The organism is Cytobacillus sp. Bac17 (assembly GCF_024519925.1).
Taxonomy (GTDB): domain Bacteria; phylum Bacillota; class Bacilli; order Bacillales; family Cytobacillaceae; genus Cytobacillus; species Cytobacillus pseudoceanisediminis.
On sequence record NZ_JALJRC010000008.1, the window covers coordinates 1 to 19,799 of the forward strand.

At 42.4% G+C, this 19,799-nt stretch carries 17 protein-coding genes and 1 riboswitch; of the genes, 10 read left to right on the forward strand and 7 right to left on the reverse strand.

All coding sequences use genetic code 11. The features are described 5' to 3' along the window. Positions 1-296: 296 nt before the first annotated feature. Positions 297-1,664: a guanine deaminase gene (gene guaD / locus NR125_RS11860; RefSeq protein ID WP_251156356.1), complete on the reverse strand. Its 1,368-nt coding sequence runs from the start codon at positions 1,662-1,664 to the stop codon at positions 297-299. Between the two features lie 135 nt (positions 1,665-1,799). Then, positions 1,800-1,901: riboswitch (purine riboswitch) on the forward strand. Between the two features lie 169 nt (positions 1,902-2,070). On the opposite strand from guaD, the gene NR125_RS11865 reads away from it, so the two are divergent. From NR125_RS11865 to NR125_RS11905, 9 genes are all read left to right on the forward strand, one after another. Then, entirely contained in the window at positions 2,071-3,426 is a 1,356-nt protein-coding gene (locus NR125_RS11865; protein WP_083390512.1) for a nucleobase:cation symporter-2 family protein, read from the forward strand. 22 nt (positions 3,427-3,448) lie between these two features. Then, a complete protein-coding gene (locus NR125_RS11870; RefSeq protein WP_019380491.1) occupies positions 3,449-4,459 on the forward strand; it encodes an aromatic ring-hydroxylating dioxygenase subunit alpha in 1,011 nt (336 codons plus the stop codon). 287 nt (positions 4,460-4,746) lie between these two features. After that, positions 4,747-5,676, forward strand: coding sequence for an L-lactate dehydrogenase (locus tag NR125_RS11875; protein ID WP_019380492.1), 930 nt, complete (start codon positions 4,747-4,749; stop codon positions 5,674-5,676). A gap of 35 nt (positions 5,677-5,711) precedes the next feature. Further along, positions 5,712-7,283 (forward strand): L-lactate permease, encoded by a 1,572-nt coding sequence (locus NR125_RS11880; RefSeq protein ID WP_071158180.1) that lies wholly within the window; start codon positions 5,712-5,714, stop codon positions 7,281-7,283. Between the two features lie 198 nt (positions 7,284-7,481). Then, positions 7,482-8,108: an LXG domain-containing protein gene (locus NR125_RS11885; protein WP_256815404.1), complete on the forward strand. Its 627-nt coding sequence runs from the start codon at positions 7,482-7,484 to the stop codon at positions 8,106-8,108. Between the two features lie 158 nt (positions 8,109-8,266). Continuing rightward, positions 8,267-8,488, forward strand: a complete 222-nt coding sequence (locus NR125_RS11890; protein ID WP_226280658.1) for a hypothetical protein — start codon at positions 8,267-8,269, stop codon at positions 8,486-8,488. After that, positions 8,481-8,918 carry an SMI1/KNR4 family protein gene (locus tag NR125_RS11895; protein ID WP_256815407.1) on the forward strand — a complete coding sequence of 146 codons (438 nt, stop codon included), beginning with the start codon at positions 8,481-8,483 and terminating at the stop codon, positions 8,916-8,918. Before NR125_RS11890 ends, NR125_RS11895 begins: the two co-directional genes overlap by 8 nt. A 490-nt stretch (positions 8,919-9,408) precedes the next feature. Continuing rightward, positions 9,409-10,179, forward strand: coding sequence for an isocitrate lyase/PEP mutase family protein (locus NR125_RS11900; protein ID WP_009332409.1), 771 nt, complete (start codon positions 9,409-9,411; stop codon positions 10,177-10,179). Positions 10,180-10,206: 27 nt separating this feature from the next. Beyond that, positions 10,207-10,785, forward strand: a complete 579-nt coding sequence (locus NR125_RS11905; RefSeq protein ID WP_192907998.1) for a bifunctional transcriptional activator/DNA repair enzyme AdaA — start codon at positions 10,207-10,209, stop codon at positions 10,783-10,785. A 121-nt stretch (positions 10,786-10,906) separates the two neighbouring features. Here NR125_RS11905 and NR125_RS11910 read toward each other — a convergent pair whose 3' ends face one another. Continuing rightward, a complete protein-coding gene (locus NR125_RS11910) occupies positions 10,907-12,076 on the reverse strand; it encodes a DUF418 domain-containing protein (protein WP_256815410.1) in 1,170 nt (389 codons plus the stop codon). 212 nt (positions 12,077-12,288) lie between these two features. Next, positions 12,289-12,477: a hypothetical protein gene (locus NR125_RS11915; RefSeq protein WP_019380507.1), complete on the reverse strand. Its 189-nt coding sequence runs from the start codon at positions 12,475-12,477 to the stop codon at positions 12,289-12,291. Between the two features lie 126 nt (positions 12,478-12,603). Between NR125_RS11915 and aspA the strand changes: the two genes are divergently transcribed. Continuing rightward, complete coding sequence (aspA, locus tag NR125_RS11920; protein WP_019380508.1) at positions 12,604-14,034, forward strand: aspartate ammonia-lyase; 1,431 nt, start codon at positions 12,604-12,606, stop codon at positions 14,032-14,034. An 83-nt stretch (positions 14,035-14,117) separates the two neighbouring features. Here aspA and gnd read toward each other — a convergent pair whose 3' ends face one another. The 4 genes from gnd to NR125_RS11940 form a co-directional block, all read right to left on the reverse strand. Next, positions 14,118-15,524, reverse strand: coding sequence for a decarboxylating NADP(+)-dependent phosphogluconate dehydrogenase (gene gnd, locus NR125_RS11925; protein ID WP_256815412.1), 1,407 nt, complete (start codon positions 15,522-15,524; stop codon positions 14,118-14,120). 75 nt (positions 15,525-15,599) lie between these two features. Continuing rightward, positions 15,600-16,946, reverse strand: coding sequence for a GntP family permease (locus NR125_RS11930; RefSeq protein ID WP_019380510.1), 1,347 nt, complete (start codon positions 16,944-16,946; stop codon positions 15,600-15,602). Further along, positions 16,937-18,511, reverse strand: coding sequence for a gluconokinase (gntK, locus tag NR125_RS11935; RefSeq protein WP_256815414.1), 1,575 nt, complete (start codon positions 18,509-18,511; stop codon positions 16,937-16,939). Before gntK ends, NR125_RS11930 begins: the two co-directional genes overlap by 10 nt. Next, complete coding sequence (locus NR125_RS11940) at positions 18,504-19,235, reverse strand: GntR family transcriptional regulator (RefSeq protein WP_009332401.1); 732 nt, start codon at positions 19,233-19,235, stop codon at positions 18,504-18,506. Before NR125_RS11940 ends, gntK begins: the two co-directional genes overlap by 8 nt. Positions 19,236-19,799 lie beyond the last annotated feature (564 nt).

A 19,799-nucleotide genomic window follows, 5' to 3' on the forward strand; every position in this document is an offset into this window, starting at 1 on the left:
GAGCCGGAAAACCGGGAGATAGAGTCCGAACTTGGTGTAACTTCGGACAGGAGAGTGTGAAAACCGAGAGAGAGAGTCCGAACTTGGTGTAACTTCGGACAGGAGAGTGGGAAAACCGAGAGAGAGAGTCTGAACCGGGTGCAACTTCGGACAGGAGAGGCGAAAAACCGGGAGATAGAGTCCGAACCGGGCGCAACTTCGGACAGAAGAAATGGGAATCCAAGGGGAGTAGTCCGAACCCAATGCTCGTTCGGACAAAAGAGGCAGAAGTCATTCTGAACCTTTTACGCAATTCCTCAAGAACGCGAGTGAACCTTTTCCCCTTGTACCCAGACTTCCCGAATATGCTCCGGACGGACGAGATACATGACTTTTTGAAAAATATCATCTAACGCTTCACTTTCGGTAAAGATGGGGAGGCTTGCTCCCGGCACTTTCGTATCGACTATTTGAACGTCCCATGCATAGTTCTCCTGAATTCGCCCAATAGGCAGACTTAAGCTTTCTCCGCCGCCGGCTGTAGCCAGGTAAAAGGCTTCATGGATGGAAAGCCGGGAGTCCGGCACTCCCCGTTCCTCTGCAGGAAGAGCAGAATTTACTCCGTCCTCCAGCATTCTGGAGGAGACAACAGCCTGTTTGGCATTATCATAAAGACTTGGAGTTGCGCCAGCTGAAATATCAGTCCCTAATCCAATATCAATTCCCTTGGCCATAAAGCGCTTGATTGGAATCACGCTATTGGCAAAGTAGGCATTGGACAGCGGACAATGGCTGATTGCGGTGCCTGTACTGGCAAATAGCTCTGCATCATGGTCATCCAGGAAATTGCAATGTGCCATTACCGATTTTTCGCCTAATAATCCGAAATCATGCAGGGCTGCTGCATCATGCTTGCTGAAACGTTCCTGTACATAGCTGTGAGCCCAGTCACTTTCGCTGCAGTGGGATTGAATATGTGTATCATATTTGGCAGCCAGTTCACCCAGGCCCTTTAGTGCTTCATCTGAACAGCTTGGTATGAATCGCGGTGTAACGACAGGATACACGCCTTGTTTGACCGTTTTGGCCAGCTCCTTTACTGCTAAAATAAACTCCTCCGTATCGGCTAACGCTGTTTTCGCATCTGCATCCCGATAATAGTCTGGATTTTGTTCAGGATCATCCATGACGACTTTACCCACTAAGCCCCTTTGCCCTTTTTCCGCACATATTTTCGCTAATAATAAACTTGCCTGTTTATGAACGGTAGCAAAGTAAAGGACCGTCGTGGTTCCATTTGCAAGCAGTGTATTCACGAGATCTTCATAAACCTTCTTGGCAAAAGCCAAATCTGCATATTTGGACTCTAATGGAAATGTGTATGTGTGGAGCCAGTCATAGAGGGGAATATCCAAAGCTGTCCCTGATTGAGCCCATTGCGGAGCATGGACATGCAAGTCCACAAAACCAGGAAGGAAATATTGCCCGTCTGCTAAGCGGTGAAAGTTCTCCTGTCCTTCATAGGCAGCCAGCAGGGATTGGTAGTCCTCATGCTCAGGATCCGCGATTTTTTCAATTATCCCATTTGAATTCACGAAAAATAAGTAATCTTTTAAAATATTTATTTTCTTAGGAGAATGACTAGAAAAAGCGGTTCCATGAAAAATATACGTATATTTACTCATATATACCTTCCTAACGTTCGTGTTTTGTGCTACTATAGTCATTGTAAAGGAAAGAGTAAACTCAGTCTAGCAGAAAAGTATTGTAAAAAATCTTGTTGTCATTTACAGAAAAGTTATTGTAAGAAAATTTCAATCAAAAAATTAAATAGTGTTTTTCATATAATCGTAGGGATATGGCCTACAAGTTTCTACCCGTTTACCGTAAATAAACCGACTATGAAAAGCAGGAACAGGATGGACAAAGACTCACTTGGAATTCGTCTGTTCTTTTCGTACTTCGATTTTTTAAGCTCGAGGTATATGCTTTTTTACGTTTGGGAGAGAGCATATACGTTGGGCTTTTTCTATTGGTCTGTTTAAAGAAACAGTGATTATATGGATATCATAACACCAACAGGGGGTTCTAATGATGGATGCAAGGACTGAAAAACGAAAAACAAACAGCAGTAAAACGGGAAAAGAGGTTTCAGTTGGACAATCCATTTTTCTGGGGCTGCAGCAAGTATTGGCGATGGATCTTTTCATTCCGCCGATGATTCTAGCAGGATTATTGTCCTTTTCCGTTCCGGATAGTGCTCTGTTAATACAAATGACCTTTATTGCCTGCGGAATTGCCACAATCATTCAAGCAGGATTTGCTATGAAGCTTCCAGTCATGCAAGGGCCATCCTTTGTACCGCTTAGTGCACTGGCAGCCATCGGAACAACTTCTGGAATCGGTGCGATGATTGGCAGTTTGATCCCCGGAGCTTTGCTTGTTGCCTTATTGGGCTACCCGCTTAAAGTATTCAGCAAGGTCGTCAGGAAATTCATCCCTCCGATTGTAGCGGGGACAGTCATTGTCGTTGTTGGGCTTTCATTAATGCCGAGTGCGATCAATTCTATCTACTCGGCACCAGGAAACTTTGGAGAAAATATATTCGTTGCAGCTGTGACAGCGGCTGTGCTGATTTTCTGCATGTATATTGGCGAGAAGTCCCAATCGAAACTGAAATACATTAAAATCGTATCCGTTATTTTATCACTGGGTATTGGATCAATTGTTGCTTCATTCTTTGGGTTAGTCGACTTCTCATCGCTGGGTAAGTCGGCGTGGTTCCAGATGCCAAGCCTGTTTGCCTTTGGAGCTCCTGAATTTGATCTGCATGCGATTCTGATTATGGCAGCCATCTATTTTATTGTCACAATCGAAACAACTGGGACGTGGTTTACGGTTAGTAAGGTGACAGGGGAAAAACTGGATGATAAACGTTTAAATGGCGGGGCATTTGGAGAAGGGCTGGGCTGTTTTATTGGTTCCTTCTTTGGGGGAACACCGGTAACAGGCTACTCATCCAATGCCGGCATCATTGCCATCACAGGAGTGAAAAGCCGCAGGCCGATTATCGCAGGCGGTGTGATTATGATTATCCTGGGCATGATGCCAAAGCTGATGAATTTAATAGCATGCATTCCCGGGGTTGTCATCAACAGTGTGTTTGCCATTTTATGCGTAGTCATCATGATGAATGGATTCAAAGTGATAAAGGAAGTGGCCTTTACAGAACGGAATATGCTTGTGATCGGTGTGCCGATTATGCTTGCCCTGTTTGCCGTGCTAATGCCTGCTGATGTGTTAAAAGGGCTGCCTGACATTGCAACCTATTTTGTCTCATCAGGTACAGCCATCGGAGCGATTACAGCGCTGGTTCTAAATCTGGTTCTGCCGCAAAAGCTTGAAGATAGTGTAAAAACAAATGAAGTAACAGTACATGTCAATTAAAGTCGCGAAGGGAAGTGTCGCTATGCAGCAAGATCGATTATGGAATGAATGGCATCCAGTATGCAAAGCAGAGGAATTGCTGGAGGATCCCAAACAGGTATTTGTCCTTGGGGAGCGTGTCGTCATTTTCCGCAATGAAAAAGGGGTTCACGCATTTAAGGATCTTTGTATCCACCGGGGGGCAGCCCTTTCCCTTGGAAAGGTGAAGAACGGAAATCTGGTCTGCGCTTATCATGCCTGGGAATACGATTGTACAGGTGCCTGTGAGAAAATTCCTGCCCTGCCGAGCGGCAGAGCCATTCCAAGTAAAGCAAGAGCAACCGTTTACCATTGTGAGGAGTATCTGGGGCTGATCTGGGTTAACTTAGGGGAAGATCCGGCGCCGCTTGTTTCCTTTCCTGAATATAGCATGGAGGGGTACCGGACTGCAATTTGCGGCCCCTATGAGGTAAAAGCAAATGCCCCAAGAATTATTGAAAATTTCCTGGATGTTTCGCATCTTATGTTTGTACATGAAGGCCTGCTTGGAGATGAGGATCATGCGGAGGTTGTCGATTATAAAGTTGAATTTGTTGATAATCGCTTAATTACTAGTAAAATCCCGGTCTATCAGCCGAACCCTGACGGACGCTCCAAAGGCGGGTATGCTGACTATGTGTATGAAATCCTCAATCCAACTACCGCCCGTTTTACAAAAACAACGGAAGGATCGGATGATGAGCTGACGATTCTGCTAGCTGTCAATCAAGAGGATCACGAGCAGGCCAAGGCATTTATGCTGTTGACCAGAAACTATGATCTGGACATGCCGGATGAGCCTTTTATTGAATTTCAGGATACGATTTTTTATCAGGATTTAGATATCGTCCAAAGTCAAAAACCAGAGCTGCTGCCGCTTGACTTACAGGCAGAGCTGCATCTTAAGTCAGACGCCCTTACTATTGCCTATCGCAAATGGCTAAATGAGCTGGGTGTGGAGAATGGCACAAATCCCATTCAGGATGAAGCACGGAAAAAAGTATTAGTGCAATAATGATCAGTGCCAGCTCCCCGCTATGCTGCAGCTTACAGGGGGGCTGGCACTTCTTATCCACTCCTTAATTGTTTAAAAAAGTTTGAGGAAAGACTTGCGCAAAAACAAAAGCACTGATATATTTTAAATGTGAAGAATTTCACAAATAACTATATCGATATTTTTTTTAATTTAATATGTGAATTAATTCACATAGATTTAATCACCTAAATAAGATGAGATCAATAGAATATTTTTTTATGACTTTATGTGAAATATTTCACAATTAATTATTGGAGGAACTTATTATGAATTTAACATTAGGAAACAAAATTGTATTAGTAGGAAATGGCGCTGTTGGATCAAGTTATGCTTATGCCTTATTAAATCAGGGCTTATGTGATGAGTTAATCATTATTGATGTAAATGAGGAGAAAGCAAAAGGAGATGTCATGGATTTAAACCACGGCATTGCCTATGCTCCAACGGCTATGACGATTAGATATGGTTCTTATAAGGACTGTAAGGATGCCGCTCTTGTGGTGATCTGTGCAGGGGCAGCGCAAAAACCGGGAGAAACACGGCTGGATCTCGTGAATAAAAACGTTAAGATCTTCAAATCCATTGTAGAGAGCATTATGGATTCTGGATTTAATGGGATTTTCTTAGTTGCAGCAAATCCAGTCGATATCTTATCTTATGCAACCTGGAAATTCTCTGGCTTGCCTAAAGAAAGAGTCATCGGGTCTGGAACCATCCTGGACTCTGCCAGATTCCGCTATTTATTAGGGAAAGAATTTGATACGGCAGCCGTAAGTGTCCATGGGTATATTATCGGTGAACATGGCGACTCCCAATTCCCGGTATGGAGCTTTGCCAATATTGCCGGAACCCCGGTAGCTGAGAGATTAACAGAAGAAAGAAAAGAAGAAATTGCTGTCCAAGTCCGGGATGCTGCATATGAAATTATTAACGCAAAAGGTGCAACCTACTATGGAATTGCGATGGGGCTGGTCAGAATAACAAAAGCCATCTTACGAAATGAGAATGTGGTATTGCCGGTTGGAGCATTGTTAGAAGGAGAATATGGCCACAGTGATGTGTTTGTCGGGATTCCGTCACTTATCACAAGAAACGGTGTGAAAAATATTGTTGAGCTGTCATTGACAGAGGATGAAAAAAGGAAGTTTGCTAGATCTGTTCAAACCTTAAAAGACATCCAAAATTCAGCATTATGACGAGTTGACATCTTAGATCCAAAGGAGCAGATCATATGTTAGTGGAAACGTTCAATCCTTTTCATAACCTGGCTATTTCCTCCCTGGTGGCAGCTATACCGATTCTGTTATTTCTGATTTGCTTGACGGTATTGAAAATGAAGGGTATTCATGCAGCACTAGTAAACTTAGCTGTCACTTTTTTCATCGCTCTTATCATCTTTAAATTGCCATTCGGAGAAGCGGCAGGAAGTGTTATTCAAGGTGCTGCATCAGGAATTTGGCCAATTGGCTGGATTATTGTCATGGCTGTATGGCTATATAAAATTTCGGTGGCATCAGGCAAGTTTGATATTTTGCGCGGAAGCATCGCAGGAATTTCCCAGGACCAGCGCATTCAATTTCTTCTGATCGGATTTTGCTTTAATGCCTTTCTCGAAGGAGCTGCCGGCTTCGGCGTACCGATTGCCATTTGTGCCGTGCTGTTAGTGTCACTGGGCTTCAAGCCTTTACAGGCAGCCATGCTCTGTCTCATTGCAAACGGTGCTTCAGGCGCCTTTGGTGCGATTGGAATACCGGTCGGCATTGTCGATACGTTTGGGATTCCAGGGGTTACTTCCATGGATGTGTCGATCATGACAGCTCTGACACTGCCGATTATTAACTTTACCATTCCCTTTTTATTAATATGGCTCATTGACGGGATTAAAGGAATTAAGGAAGTATTCCCGGCTATCCTGATCACAGCTGGGGTTTACACTGTGGCACAAGCAATCATCACGATATTTATAGGCCCGGAGCTTGCTGATATTATTCCTTCCTTATTAGCAATGGGTGTATTAGCGTTATTTCTGAAAAAGTGGAAACCAAAAAATATCTTTTTGCTCAATGGGAAAGAGTGTCGATTTGAACAGCATTCCTTAGGTAAAATTGTTAAAGCATGGTCACCATTTTATCTATTGACCCTATTTATTTTAATATGGAGTTTCCCGGCATTTAAAGGTCTTTTTGCTGAAGGGGGCCTGCTGGAATTCACAGTCATTAACTTCGATATACCCGGATCTTCTCTTAGTGTCAGCATCAGTTTAATAGGTGCTACTGGAACAGCAATCTTATTGGCAGGCTTAACGACAATCGCAACGACTCAAGGCATCAGTATGGGTGAAGGATTCAAGCTTCTCAAAAAGACAGTTTCAGAGTTTTGGACTCCGATTATCATGATTTGTGCCATTATCGGGATTTCAAAGCTCATGACGTATGGAGGAATGACCGTCACTTTGGGTGAAGCCGTTGCAACCACTGGAACTATATTTCCACTGCTATCACCCGTTTTAGGCTGGATTGGGGTGTTCATGACAGGATCTGTCGTGAACAATAATACTCTATTTGCGCCCATCCAGGCGACTGCCGGTCATGTGATCGGAACCAACTCATCCTTATTGCTCTCTGCCAATACGGCTGGAGGCGTGATGGCAAAGCTCATCTCTCCTCAGTCCATCGCCATTGCCACAGCAGCTGTTGGCGAGACAGGAAAAGAAGCCGATTTGACGAAAATGACATTGAAATATAGCTTTGGATTGCTGGTGTTTGTTTGTATTTGGACATTGATATTGTCATTATTTTTCTAGTTTCCTCATAAAAAAGAGACATGCTTAGCAAAAGCCTGTCTCTTTTCATTTCAGGTGCTTGGGGAATCCAAAAACCATGGATCAAACTCTAGGATACTTTTACACTATTTCATGCCAAAATTCCTATTCAACTAATTGCCCGAGTCCTTTAAGATAAAAATAGAAGAAAATGGAATTTATAATACGGAGCTGATTCTGTTGAAAGTTCTTGAAGTAGATTCCTTGCTTGCAGGAATCCACGAAACCAGCAATCAATTATCCATCCTTAAAGATCAGGTAAGTCAAGTTCAGGTATCCATCCAGGAACTGGTGTCTCTTGAAGATGTGTTCAAAGGACAGGGCGGCCAGGCAATACGGGCTTTTTATCAGGAATGCCACCAGCCATTTTTGCAATTCCTTGAATCCTGGATTGACGAGTATCGATCCTATTTAAAAAGTTTCATAGGTTCATTGGGTAATCTTGAACCCTCCCCTTCAGGCTTTATCCGCCAGGAATTTCTGGAGCATGAACTCCAACAAGGGCTTAGAAACACTCTTCAGATCACTGCTGAGCTGACAGAGGAAGCGAATGAGATCATGAAGTCCGTAAGCGATATTGTTGCGCTTCCGCGGCTGGAGGTTGGCCGCTTTATCCAGGCAACAAAGAACGCTGAGGACTCAAGCCGCGAAACAGTTCAAAAATTGGAGGATTTTGACCATCGGGAAACGGCTGCACTGGACCCTATCCTGCATGATCTAAACCTTATGAACCAGTACATTCAAAAAATAGCGGGCATGTTCCAAAGCAGCAGCTTATCTCTGGCCCAATATCAGCCTAAACTCTAAACTGGAAGGATTTCCACGAGGAAATATCGAATCCCAATCCAGAAATCGGGCAAAGTGTTCTTCAGGATATAGCTGAAGGAGCCATTGAGGGGGCATCCAAAGCTGTAGGTGATACATGGGATGGGCTGAAGTCGACCTATGAACTAGGCAGAACCATTATGGGACCGTTCAGTCCGCTGTTTTTGGGCAGTGAATTGCTGTTTAACCGTGACCAGCTATTAGAAAACCAAAGGAAGCACCAGGAATTTTACTTAGGCATTTTAAATGACCCTATAGGAAAAGTGAGCCAGGCTCTGGATATGCCGAAATATATATGGTCCGCTGTCACCAGCGCCTGGGAGCGGGATGTCATAAGTGGAGGAGGTAGTTTTAATGGCTAAATTTGATTTTGTGAAAAATGGTAAGCATAAATTTATTAAACTACAAGAAAGTGAACTGTTAAATGCAGAAGAGAGACTTGGGTTTACGTTACCCAATGAACTTAGAAATTTTTACTTAGAAGTTGGCTATGGCTTTATAAAAGGAATCAATGGTAATGCGATAAATAGAATTATGGATCCAGACACTATAGCTGATATAACGCTTAGAGAAGATATTTACGAGTTTGATCCAGATTTAGAAAATATATATGAAGAGGAAGATAAATTAGTGTTTTTTGAAAAAAACGAGGGGGTATATTTAACTCTTGACATAAACACTTCTAATTATACTCCTGTTTATTTCTTTGGGATAAAAATAGCTGATTCATTAGAGGAATTTATAAGAAAGATTGATGAGGACGATGAATACTTTATGGCTATGATTGATTAATAGTGTAGAATTTAAGTAATATATACTACTGTAAATAGGAGGTTAAAGTTCACCTGGCGTTATACGTGAAAAAACGATATTAAATTCCTTGAACTGATATATCCCTAAATACTTCATTTTAAGAATCGCCAAACATGGTTGGTTCTTCCCTTTTATATCCTTAAATATGTTTTCAAATCCATTATTTGAATTATTAATTGCAGTAAAGTAATGAAATATTAAAGAGTTTATTGCTTAGATTAATGACTGATTATATAGTTTTTTCTGTATTGTAAATTAAAATTATGACCATCTTGATTGGCCAAAGCCATTTAAGGGGGTCTTTTTTTTGCTACTCGAAAAACCAGAAGGATCCCCGCGCCGAATGTGAAACACAATCAACATTCACTTTTTTGTCCTCTTAAAGCCAGACCATAAGAGCAAGAATGAGGACGAAATGGCTATCGTTCTCTTGTTAAAATGAGTCCAACAACTTTAGGAGGAAATAATAATGAACAAAATACAGAAATTTAATGAGCTGCATTTTTCAAATGAACTTTTATTCCTGGGAAACGCCTGGGATTTGCTTTCCGCCTTAACACTTGAAAAAGCAGGATTTAAAGCCATTGGCACGACCAGCTGGGGGATTGCTGATTCACTTGGATATGCAGACGGAGAATTAATTGATTTTGATAGACATTTAGCGATTATCAAAACCATAGCGGAAAATGTGAAGATTCCTGTATCTGCTGACATTGAAGCAGGCTACGGGGAAGATATCCCAACAATAATTGAGCATGTCCTAATGACAGCAGATGCAGGGGTGGCCGGCATCAATATTGAGGATTCCTTCAAAAAGCAGAAAGGACTAAAGGAGCTTTCCTGGCATTGCAGCCTTTTAGAAAGAATAAGAGCCGCGTTAGAAAACAATGGCTATAAGGATTTTTATATTAACGCCAGAACCGATACGTATTTACAGAAACAAAATCCGCTTCCAGAAACGATAGAACGGGCAAAAGCATATGTGGAGAGCGGTGCCAGCGGAGTTTTTGTACCGGGTTTAATAGAAGAAGTGGAGATTAAAGCCATCACGAAGAATGTCAGTGCCCCGCTCAATGTCTTATCTTTACCGGGACTGACCAATTGTAATAAGCTAGAAGAATTAGGTGTGAGGCGTTTTAGCTTTGGAAATGCCCTGTCTGATAAAGTGATTGCATATATAGAAAAGAATGCACGTGAACTGGCAGAGTCTAGGGATACTGCCATCTTGTATAATAACTAGCAGAAACGCAGGAAGGAAGTGGAGTTAATGGCGGCGAATATCAATATGTCATTTGAAGAGATGTGGGAGAAAATCATTGCTTGTGATCGCAAATATGATGGCTTATTTTATACAGCAGTCAAAACAACGAAGATATATTGCCGCCCTTCCTGCAGATCGAGAAAACCCAAAAAAATAAATGTAGAATTTTACGCAGAAAAGAATGTAGCGGAAGAATCGGGTTACCGCCCCTGCAAAAGATGCCAGCCAGAAGTGGAGCAATCGCCGCATATTGCCCTAGTCAGAGATATTATTACATTCCTGGTCAATCACTACAAACAAAATCTGGCATTAAAAGACATAGCGGATCAAATCGGTTTAAGTCCCTTTTATCTTGAGCGCTTATTTAAACAGGAAACCTCTGAAACTCCGCGTGCTTATTTAGAAAAGATTCGTATCGATAAAGCCGCCCACCTCCTTAAAAGCACTTCGCTGACAAATTTGGAGATTTGCTATGAGGTGGGGTTTCAAAGTCCTTCCAATTTTTACAAAGTGTTTCGAAGCCTGAAAAACTGTTCCCCGAGTGAATATCGGAAGGAATTCCTGAATGAATCGGACCGTTTATGAAGCGTATATGGATATTTATCCTGTCATAATGCTCCATTTCAGTATGAGAAAATGACAGTGTTAAAATTATTTAAACATTTCAAAAACAACCGAGTTCCCTAAAATACTCGGTTGTCTTCGTTTACTTATTTCTATAGGCTAATCTCCTCAATAAAACTTCCAATGGTCCATTCAAATCCTTTTTTTCCAATCTCCAAGCCAATAGAAGAGAAAGACACCATATTCCCACAGCAATAACCGCTGCAGTACCATTGCTTACACGGCCACCTAAATCAAGAGCCACCGGCGATAAAAAGAGGACAAGCATCGTCTCGTTCCACACATAGAAGGTTAATGAGCGCTTCCCTAAAGCCATTAAAGAAAGGGTAAGACTCCCAGGCTTTTTTACCTTGGTCCCAATGATCCCGAAAATCGCGGCATATGCCAAGCCTCCTGCAATTCCTGTTAAAATGTGTAAGCCGTTCATCAAACCAGCTGTAAATGGACTTGGATGCCATAAGGTCCCCAGCAGCGATAAAGGCAGTGCCCCTAATAAAGAAACGGTTAATCCTAAAACGGTAATCAAATAAATGATTTTTAAATGCTGCTCTGGCTTGATTAATAACTGATACCTGGCGATCCACATGCCGAGCAGGACGGAAGGGAGAACCGGGAACATTAAATGAATGAGAATAGGAATAGAAGGAAAAGTATATAGGCCTATCAAAGCTGTGCCAAGGTAGGTGTCTGCGGCTGAAACCTCTGGAGGGAAACCATAGCCTCCGATTTCCAGCATGTTGAAGCCCCACATGATTGGGCCAAAAATTATATAGAATAAGGTGATAAAAATAAAGGTTCGAATCAGTGTCTTGATTTCACGTGCTAAAAGCCAGCTGACGAGCAGCCCTGCTGTCCCGTAGGCCATAAGAATATCCTGGCCTCCAATGATGACAGCCAAAACAATCCCAAATAGAATCAAATACCAGGAACGCCTTCTTATCGTCTTAATGGCTTCTTTTTCTCTTATTCCTTTAGATATTCGACTGTCAAATGCAAGAACAAGCCCATATCCGAATAAAACGGCAAACATCGCCCTTGCTCTATTATCAATAAAAAATTGGCCCAAAAAATTAACGATTTGGTCAAGGAAGGTAACAGCCTCTACTCTTTGCATAATCCCGGGTTCAGAGGTATACAAATAGAGGGGGGCATGGGCAAGTGCAATTAGCAGAAGCATCGTACCTCGTGCTAAATCCAGTGAAACAGCACGTTTTTTTGGACCAGCTGTTCTCATGCTCGATTGATTGGACATGCTGATTTTCTCCTTTGTCTTATATATATACGCCTTGCTTGATTCTTTATTTTGCAGGTCGATTAAACAATAAGCTTCCCAATCATTTTAATAAGCCCTATAGGGATAGGTGAGTTTACTTTAAGCATTCTTTCTTCTATGGCTAAAATCAGTGAAGCAAGCTATTCCGGTTTAAAGGGCTGAGTAAATTCAGCCATTTGCTGGCCTTCCATTTAATCCATAATAAGAGCTTCCTCTGTCCCTTTGTCTGCCATCCGGTAATAAGGAACCTGTTCATTTCGAGCATTAAAGGCAATTTCAATTAAGGCAATTAAATAGTAGGTCGTATTTAAATTTATGTCAATTGCATAAGATAGTTGGCAAAGTGCAGTTAAATAATAAGGGAGAAGCTGGCACTCCATATAGCCAATATATTATTGTCCCATAACCATTGCTTATTCCCCTTTTCCGGATTATAGTGTATACGAAGGATAAGTCATTACAAAACCTATATATATCTGAAAGGTTTATATAAAGGAGAAGAGTATATGTTAGCAGCAACGAACAGCTTCAGAATTGAAAAAGACTTCCTGGGTTCTAAGGAAGTTCCGGTTGATGCCTATTACGGTGTTCAGACGCTTCGCGCGGTTGAGAACTTTCCGATTACAGGCTACCGGATCCACCCGGAGTTAATCAAGGCAATGGCAATGGTGAAAAAGGCTGCGGCCTTGGCGAATATGGAGGTTAAGCGCCTTTATTCAGGCATTGGAGACCCGATCGTACAGGCAGCTGATGAAATGATTGAAGGACTATGGCATGATCAGGTTATTGTTGACCCGATCCAGGGTGGTGCCGGGACGTCCATTAATATGAATATTAATGAAATCCTTGCAAACCGTGCGATTGAAATTATGGGCTATGAAAAGGGAGATTATTCTCATTGCAGCCCAAATACCCATGTCAATATGTCCCAATCGACGAATGATGCCTTCCCGACTGCAATGCATATCTCTGTATTAAATCTGCTGGATCAGTTAATCCCGACCATGGAACATATGCATTCCGTTTTCCTTGAAAAATCAAAGGAATTCAACCATGTAATTAAAATGGGACGGACTCATCTGCAGGATGCGGTTCCAATCAGGCTTGGCCAGGAATTTGAAGCTTACAGCCGTGTCATTGCGCGTGACATTAAGCGCATTCAGCAATCCAAACAGCACTTATATGAGTTGAACATGGGAGCAACAGCTGTTGGAACAGGGCTAAATGCCATCCCTAAATACATTGACTTGGTAGTGAAGCACATTGCCGACATCAGCGGTCTGCCATTTACAGGGGCTGATCATCTTGTAGATGCCACGCAGAATACGGATTCTTACACGGAAGTTTCCGGAGCCTTGAAAATCTGCATGATCAATATGTCCAAAATCGCGAATGATTTGCGTCTAATGGCGTCTGGCCCAAGAGCCGGCCTTGGGGAAATATCGCTTCCAGCAAGACAGCCGGGTTCTTCCATTATGCCGGGGAAAGTAAACCCTGTTCTTCCTGAGCTGATTAACCAGGTGGCATTCCAGGTCATCGGAAACGACCATACCATCTCTCTTGCTTCAGAAGCAGGACAGCTTGAACTGAATGTCATGGAGCCAGTCCTGATCTTTAACCTTCTGCAATCGATCAGCATTATGAACAATGCTTTCAGTACGTTTACTGAGCATTGTGTAAAAGGAATCGAAGCCAATGAAGAGAGATTAAGGGAATACGTTGAGAAAAGTGTGGGCATCATCACAGCGGTAAACCCTCACCTTGGCTATGAAGTCGTATCAAGAATCGCGAGGGAAGCCATTTTAACAGGCTCTCCAATCAGGGAACTATGCCTGAAATATGATGTGCTGACAGAAGAAGAACTGGATTTAATTCTCGATCCATATGAGATGACAGATCCTGGCATCGCAGGCGCTGCGCTGCTGGAAAGAGACTAAACTAAAAACGCTTGCCCCCTATGCTAAGCAGCTGGCGGGGGCAAGCGTTTTTTCTTCTCTATTAATTTAGCTCAGGCGCCGCTTTATTCATTCCAATTTGTGTGGAAGGTTCCTTCTAAATCAGTCCGTTCATACGTATGGGCACCGAAGTAATCACGCTGTGCCTGCAGCATGCTCGCATTGGAGTTTCCTGTCCGATAGCTATCGTAATAGGAAAGAGATGAGCTCAAGCACGGTAAAGCGATGCCGGATTGAATGCCTTCGCAGACAATTTTACGCAGTCCGTTCTGATAGTCCCTGATTCTTTCTGCAAAGTAAGGGGAGACTAACAAATTGGCCAGGTTAGGCTGCTCTTGGTAGGCCTCGCTTATGACATTTAAGAATTCCGCACGAATGATGCAGCCGTCGCGGAAAATCAGGGCAATATCCTTCAGAGGCAGATTCCAGCCATACAGTTCGGATGACATTTTATATTGCGTAAATCCTTGCGCATAGGCGCATACTTTTCCCATATATAAAGCTTGTCTGATGTATTCAATCCACTCTTCTTTTTCGAGGGCTGTCTGATTCTTCTCTGGACCTGTTAAGAATGTTTCTGCTGTCACACGCTCTTCTTTTAAAGCAGAGATATAACGGGCAAATAAGGATTCTGTGATGATCGAGGTTGGAATTCCATTATCGATGGCTTGCAGGCTGGTCCATTTTCCGGTTCCTTTTTGCCCTGCTTTATCGAGAATGACATCGATTTGCGGCAGCCCTGTACGCTCATCCTTTTTCCTTAGAATATCTGCCGTGATTTCGATTAAATAGCTCTTCAGCTCGCCTTGATTCCATGTTTCAAAAATATCAGCGATTTCCTCAACTGATAATCCTAATTTATCTCTTAAAAAGGTATAGGCTTCGGCAATTAGCTGCATATCCGCATACTCAATTCCATTATGTACCATTTTAACGAAATGGCCTGCCCCTTTTGGTCCAATATAGACACAGCAAGGAACACCATCAACCTGTGCAGCTATCTTCGTAAGAATAGGAGCGGCTTTATCATAGACCTCTTTGTCTCCGCCAGGCATGATGGAAGGTCCTGTTAAGGCACCGACTTCACCGCCTGAGATTCCAATTCCTAAATAACCAATTCCTTTTGATTTCAGTTCATCATATCTTCTTCCTGTATCTTCATAATGTGAGTTTCCGCCATCCATGATGACATCACCTTCTTCAAGGAAGGGGATCAAGCTGGAGATAACAGAATCAATAGCTTTCCCTGCGGTAACCATTAAAAAGATTTTTCTTGGTGTTTCCAGGGAATTTACAAAATCCCCGATTTCGTAATAAGGGTTAATGGTTTGCCCATCCAGTTTTTGTACAAGTTTATCGGTTAAGTCCCTTGTGTAATTATATACTGCCACTTGCTCTCCGTTATTGGCCATGTTTAAAGCGATATTGCTGCCCATTACTCCTAAACCAATAACACCAATTGTATTTAACATAGTTCTTGCTCCCTTTTTCAGATTAATAGGCAATGGAACCCTCTCAGGAAGTAGGGTTCCATTGCCTTATATAGTTTATACAAATAAGCTTAGCAATAAAATAAATCCTAATCCAGCTACAGATATAATGGTTTCAAGCAAGGTCCATGTTGCAAACGTTTCCTTCATGCTTAAACCAAAGTATTCTTTGAACATCCAGAAGCCGGCATCGTTAACATGTGAAGCAACTAAGCTTCCTGCACCTGTTGCAAGTACCACTAATGCAAGATTAACATCTGATTGGCCCAGCATCGGAATGACTAAGCCAGCTGTTGTTAAGGCAGCCACTGTGGCAGACCCTAAGGAAATCCGCAGGATGGCAGCGATAATCCATGCAAGCAAAATCGGTGATAAGTTCGTTCCTTTGAATAGCTCTGCTACATAGTCACCAACACCGCCATCGATTAATACTTGTTTGAAGGCACCGCCTCCGCCAATAATCAAGAGCATCATTCCGATATGGGTGATAGCTGTTGTACAGGATTCCATCACATTTTTGATTGGAATCTTCCTTGCCAGTCCCATTGTATAGATGGCAACCAATAAGGAGATCAGCATCGAAGTGCCGGCGTCACCAATAAAACGGATTGCGGCCAGAATACTATTATCTTCAAATCCCAATGTTTTTTGAAGCAATGTAATAATCGTTGCGATCGACATTAAAATAACAGGAAGTAAAGCCGTAAATACACTGATTCCAAAACCAGGAGTGTCTTCAAGCTTAAATGTTTTCTGCTCGCCTAAAGAGGCGATGCTCCCGCTTTTTGTAAATGATTCAGGGACTAGCCTTTTTGCAATTTTTGTAAATACCGGTCCAGCTAAAATCACGGTAGGAAGAGCGATGATAAATCCATAAAGCAGTACTTCACCAATGTTTGCGCCAAATTCACCCGCAATGACAGTTGGCCCCGGGTGAGGGGGCAGGAATCCGTGTGTGACAGATAGAGCTGCTGTCATTGGAATACCAAGATACAAAATGGATATCTTCAATTCTCTTGAAATGGCAAATACGATTGGAATTAATAATACAAGTCCTACTTCAAAGAATAATGCTACACCAATAATAAATGATGCTGCCACTACGGCCCATTGAATATTCTTTTCACCGAATTTGTTCACAAGGGTCATAGCTATTCGCTGTGCGCCTCCAGAGTCGGCGATCAGTTTGCCTAACATGGCGCCAAGTCCAAATATAAGCGCCAAGTGACCCAGCGTTCCCCCTAATCCTGCTTCAATGGTCTTTACAATTTGATCCAGCGGCATTCCGAGTGCTAAAGCAACACCAAATGAAACAATGATTAATGAAATAAAGGTATTTAATTTTAAGCCCATTATTAGTATTAATAAGGCAATGATTCCAATTCCAACTATTACTAATGGCATTGTAAACTCCTCCTGTTAGTTATGCAGTTATGCTGTACTAATCTTCGCTGATAATTTGCAATCGCTGAGTAATCATCCTCTAACGTTCTTGATAAATGAATGAAAATCGGCAGCAATTGTCGATATTCTTTTACTGCCGTTTCTTGCGGTGTATGTTTATAGGTATCGCCCACCATTTCAGAAACGGCTTCAAAGGAGTCGATTTTTCCTGTGGCATATAATCCTAAAATACAGGCACCAAGACATGAACTTTCATAGCTTTCAGGTATGACAACTTCCGATTCAAAAATATCGGACATCATCTGTCGCCAGATCTCAGATCTTGCGAATCCTCCTGTTGCTTGAATACGGGTTACCGGGCCGTCCATGCATTCAACTAATGCCAAGTACACGGTGTATAGATTATAAATGACGCCTTCCAGCGCTGCCCGAATCATATGTTCCTTCTTATGTGACATGGTTAATCCGAAGAAGGATCCGCGTACGTCCGGGTTCCATAAAGGAGCACGTTCACCTGCCAGGTAAGGATGGAATAGCAAGCCGTCTGCACCTGGTCTTACGCGTTCTGCAATTTTTGTTAATACTTCGTACGGATCAATGCCTAATCTTTTGGCAGTTTCGATTTCTGAAGAGGCAAATTCATCCCGGATCCAGCGAAGAACCATCCCTCCATTGTTTACCGGTCCGCCAATCACCCAATGCTTTTCCGTTAAGGCATAACAGAAGATTCTACCTTTTTCATCCGTCTGCGGCTTGTCAATAATGGTCCGTATGGCACCGCTTGTCCCAATGGTGATGGCAATCTCACCTTTTCTAATCGCATTAACACCCAGATTCGAAAGCACTCCATCACTTGCGCCAATCACAAAAGGTGTTTGAGGATCGATGCCCATTTGTTTAGCTAATTTAGGATTGCAGTTCTTGAACATCTTCGTAGTGGGCACAAGTTTGGATAATTGTGCGGGAGTGACTCCTGCAATCGCTAGTGCCTCCTCATCCCAATCCAATGTTTTAAGATTCATCATTCCCATGCATGAAGCCAGTGAATAATCGACAACATATTCATCAAAGAGCTTCTTAAAGATATATTCTTTAATGCCAATATACTTTTTTGTTTTGCTGGCGATCTCAGGGCGTTCATTCACAATCCAGGCGATTTTGCTTAACGGTGACATAGGATGAATAGGCGTTCCAGTCCGTTTATATACCTCATGTCCATTCAATTCATCCTTAATTTTGCGTGCCCATGCTTCGCTGCGATTATCTGCCCAGGTGATGACTGGCGTAAGCGGCAGGTGATCTTCATCCATTGCGATAACACTATGCATCGCACTGCTAAAAGAGATAAAGGACAGGTTTTTATCCGAATGGTTTTCCATAATATTCGCTATGGACTGCAGTACAGCTGAAAAAATCTCTTCCGGGTTTTGTTCAGCTGTCGAAATATCCGGTGTGTACAGCGGATATCCAATATTCTCATGCTGAATAACTTCACCTTGTTCACTGAATAACACGGCTTTTGTACTGGTGGTTCCAATATCAATCCCTAACATATAGCTAGTCATCTTGTTGTTTAACCCCTTTAGATAGCATTTGTTGTGATCTCCATAAGTCGTCCACTTTCCCTTGAACATCATCAAAATTTTCGTGTAAAGACTTAATCATGAGGTCTCTGTCTTTTGTTTTGATTGCATCAATATATAGTTCATGGTTTTTCAATATCCGAGTAAGGTCTTCGTAATTTTCCTTGAATCGCACGCGCATGGACAAAAGAATGAAGCTTTCCATTACGGGCTTTAAATTATTCCAGATCAATGAGACGTATGAATGGCCAATAGATCGAATGATGATTTCGTGGAACAGGATGTCCTGATAAGAAAATTCATCAGCATCCTGATACTTAACAGCTACCTTCATCATTTCCAATACTTTGCTTAGTTCCATTGCTAATTCATTTGTATCCATACTTATGAGACGTTCAAATACGAACGTTTCGATCATTAGACGAACATCATAAATTTCTTCTATTTCTTTTTCTGTTAAGCCAGCAACAACAGCACCCGTTCTTTCTAATCGGATGATATTTTCAGATGCCAGTGTTCTTAATGCTTCACGGACGGGTGAACGGCTTACCGCAAAATCTCCAGCCAGTTTATTTTCTGAAAGCGTGGTACCGCTTTCAAATAAGCCTGCAATAATGCGCATTCTAAGCTCATAGGCTACGCGGTCACCAGCGGAAGCTTTAGATAGCCATTTTTGAGGATATAAGAATTCATTAGAATCGTTCATAACATCACCTTTATGAAATGACATTTGAGTATACGTGTATACTTGTATACAAGTATTATAAATGAAATTGGTGAAAATGCAAACGCTTTATTTGGCTCGTGTCGAATTTTGTCATTGCAGATACGCATCTCTGCTGGAAAGCGGTCAAATTGAGTCCGAAGTAGGCGCACCTACGGACAGTAGGAGCAGGAATCGGAGAGGTTGAGTCCGAAGTGGATGCAGCTTCAGACAGAAAGAGAGGAAATTGGAGGAAGTGAGTCCGAAGTTGACGGTTATTCGGACAGTAGAAGCAGGAATCGGAGAGGTTGAGTCCGAAGTAGGTGCACCTTCAGACCGAAAGAGAGGAAATTGAAGGAAGTGAGTCCGAAGTTGGCACTTATTCGGACAGTAGGAGTAGAAATCAGAGAGGTTGAGTCCGAAGTTTATGCAACTTCAGACAGAAAGAGAGGAAATTGGAGGAAGCGAGTCCGAAGTAGGCACTTATTCGTATTCGGACAGTGGGAGTAGGAATCGGAGAGGTTGAGTCCGAAGTAGGTGCTGACTTTAGACAGAATAAGGGGAAAA

Coding starts and splice junctions, on each gene's coding strand:
- guaD (WP_251156356.1), bottom strand. CDS start 1,664: ATGAGTAAATATACGTATATTTTTCATGGAACCGCTTTTTCTAGTCAT.
- NR125_RS11865 (WP_083390512.1), top strand. CDS start 2,071: ATGATGGATGCAAGGACTGAAAAACGAAAAACAAACAGCAGTAAAACG.
- NR125_RS11870 (WP_019380491.1), top strand. CDS start 3,449: ATGCAGCAAGATCGATTATGGAATGAATGGCATCCAGTATGCAAAGCA.
- NR125_RS11875 (WP_019380492.1), top strand. CDS start 4,747: ATGAATTTAACATTAGGAAACAAAATTGTATTAGTAGGAAATGGCGCT.
- NR125_RS11880 (WP_071158180.1), top strand. CDS start 5,712: ATGTTAGTGGAAACGTTCAATCCTTTTCATAACCTGGCTATTTCCTCC.
- NR125_RS11890 (WP_226280658.1), top strand. CDS start 8,267: ATGGGACCGTTCAGTCCGCTGTTTTTGGGCAGTGAATTGCTGTTTAAC.
- NR125_RS11895 (WP_256815407.1), top strand. CDS start 8,481: ATGGCTAAATTTGATTTTGTGAAAAATGGTAAGCATAAATTTATTAAA.
- NR125_RS11900 (WP_009332409.1), top strand. CDS start 9,409: ATGAACAAAATACAGAAATTTAATGAGCTGCATTTTTCAAATGAACTT.
- NR125_RS11905 (WP_192907998.1), top strand. CDS start 10,207: ATGGCGGCGAATATCAATATGTCATTTGAAGAGATGTGGGAGAAAATC.
- NR125_RS11910 (WP_256815410.1), bottom strand. CDS start 12,076: ATGTCCAATCAATCGAGCATGAGAACAGCTGGTCCAAAAAAACGTGCT.
- NR125_RS11915 (WP_019380507.1), bottom strand. CDS start 12,477: ATGGAGTGCCAGCTTCTCCCTTATTATTTAACTGCACTTTGCCAACTA.
- aspA (WP_019380508.1), top strand. CDS start 12,604: ATGTTAGCAGCAACGAACAGCTTCAGAATTGAAAAAGACTTCCTGGGT.
- gnd (WP_256815412.1), bottom strand. CDS start 15,524: ATGTTAAATACAATTGGTGTTATTGGTTTAGGAGTAATGGGCAGCAAT.
- NR125_RS11930 (WP_019380510.1), bottom strand. CDS start 16,946: ATGCCATTAGTAATAGTTGGAATTGGAATCATTGCCTTATTAATACTA.
- gntK (WP_256815414.1), bottom strand. CDS start 18,511: ATGACTAGCTATATGTTAGGGATTGATATTGGAACCACCAGTACAAAA.
- NR125_RS11940 (WP_009332401.1), bottom strand. CDS start 19,235: ATGAACGATTCTAATGAATTCTTATATCCTCAAAAATGGCTATCTAAA.